This window comes from Mesorhizobium sp. M7A.F.Ca.US.014.04.1.1, assembly GCF_003998745.1.
GTDB classification, from domain to species: domain Bacteria; phylum Pseudomonadota; class Alphaproteobacteria; order Rhizobiales; family Rhizobiaceae; genus Mesorhizobium; species Mesorhizobium ciceri.
Window position 1 is genome coordinate 1 of record NZ_RZRW01000794.1, and the last position, 2,081, is coordinate 2,081.

The 2,081-nt window shown below is 65.9% G+C and carries 2 protein-coding genes; both read left to right on the forward strand.

Going from position 1 to position 2,081, the window contains the following annotated elements; all coding sequences use genetic code 11:
• On the forward strand, positions 1 to 850 hold an 850-nt coding region (gene hutI, locus EOA22_RS31560), incomplete at its 5' end, for an imidazolonepropionase (protein WP_127390506.1).
• The coding region (gene hutH / locus EOA22_RS31565) for a histidine ammonia-lyase (protein ID WP_127390507.1) at positions 847 to 2,081 on the forward strand (1,235 nt) is incomplete at its 3' end. The genes hutI and hutH, both read left to right, overlap by 4 nt.

Below are 2,081 nucleotides of genomic sequence, written 5' to 3' on the forward strand. Positions count from 1 at the left end.
CCAATCACTGCCACGCCGCGATGCGCTGATTGCCGAGGGCGTAACCACCGTGGAGGTAAAATCAGGCTACGGCCTGGACCTCGAAAACGAGAAGAAGTCGCTGCGTGCCGCACGGCGGCTGGGCAACCAGCGGCCGGTGACGATCCGCACGACCTTCCTCGGCGCCCACGCGCTGCCGCCGGAAGCCAAGGGTGACAAGGACGCCTTTATCGATCTGGTCGCCAAGGAAATTCTCCCGGCGGTTGCCGCCGAGGGGCTGGCCGATGCCGTCGACGGTTTCTGCGAGGGCATCGCCTTTTCGCCGGAACAGATGGCGCGCGTCTTCGATGCTGCAAAGGCGGCCGGCCTGCCGGTCAAGCTTCATGCCGACCAACTGTCCAATTTGCATGGCGCCGAACTCGCCGCCCGTTACGGTGCGCTGTCGGCCGACCATCTCGAATACACCGATGAGGCAGGTGCAGCGGCGATGGCCAAGGCCGGAACCGTGGCGACGATCCTGCCCGGCGCCTACTATTTCATTCGCGAAACCAAGAAGCCGCCGATCGGCTTGTTTCGCCAGCACGGCGTCAGGATGGCTGTCGCCACCGACAACAATCCCGGCACTTCGCCGCTGACCTCACTGCTTCTGACCATGAACATGGCCGCGACCCTGTTCGGCCTGACCGTCGATGAATGCATTGCCGGCGTCACCCGGGAGGCGGCCCGCGCGCTTGGTTTGCTGGGAGAAACCGGCACGCTGGAAGCCGGAAAATCCGCCGACCTGGCGATCTGGAACATCGAGCGCCCCGCCGAACTCGTCTACCGCATGGGCTTCAACCCGCTGCATGCCCGCATCTGGAGAGGACAATGACCGAACTGACCCTGAAACCCGGCAATGCGACGCTGGCCGACTGGCGCGCCATCTATCGTGGCGCCGTGCCCAAGCTGGACGATGCCTGCCGGCCGAAAATCAAGGCGAGCGCCGAGGCCGTCGCTAGGATAGTCGCCAAGGGCGAGCCGGTCTATGGCATCAACACCGGCTTCGGCAAACTGGCCAGCGTCCGCATCCCGGCCGAGGATCTCGAGACCTTGCAGCGCAACATCGTCCTGTCGCACGCCGCCGGCGTCGGCGAGCCGATGCCGGTTGCCGTTTGCCGGCTGATGATGGCGCTGAAGCTCGCCAGCCTGGCGCAGGGCGCGTCGGGTGTGCGGCCGCAAACCATCGAGTTGCTGGAAGCGATGCTGGCCAACGACGTCATCCCGGTGGTGCCGGCGCAAGGTTCGGTCGGCGCCTCCGGCGACCTTGCCCCGCTATCGCACATGACGGCGGTGATGATCGGCGTCGGCGAATGTTTTACCCCACATGGCCGTTTCCCGGCCAAGGTCGCCTTCGTCTCGCATGGCCTGGAACCGGTGACACTGGGCGCCAAGGAGGGCCTGGCGCTGCTCAACGGCACCCAGTTTTCGACCGCCTATGCGCTGGCCGCCTTGTTCGAGGCCGAAGTGCTCTACCAATCGGCGCTGGTCGCCGGTGCCCTGTCGACCGACGCGGCAAAAGGCTCCGACGCACCCTTTGATCCGCGCATCCATGTGCTGAGAAAGCATCCCGGGCAGGTCGAGACGGCCGACGCCCTGCGCAATCTGATGGCCGGCAGCGCCATCCGTGAATCGCACCGGGTTGGCGACGAACGCGTGCAGGATCCCTATTGCCTGCGCTGCCAGCCGCAGGTGATGGGCGCGGCACTCACCGTGCTGCGCCAGGCGGCCGACACGCTGGGCACCGAAGCCAACGGCGTCACCGACAATCCGCTGATCTTCGCCGAGGATGACACCGCGCTTTCCGGCGGCAATTTCCACGCCGAGCCGGTGGCCTTCGCCGCCGACATGATCGCGCTCGCCGTCTGCGAGATCGGCTCGCTGTCGGAGCGCCGCATCGCCATGCTTGTCGATCCGGCACTTTCCGGCATGCCGGCCTTCCTGACGCCCAAGCCCGGCCTGAACTCCGGCTTCATGATCCCGCAGGTGACGGCGGCGGCGCTCGTTTCCGAAAACAAGCAGAAAGCCTATCCGGCCTCAATCGAGTCGATCCCCACCTCGGCCAA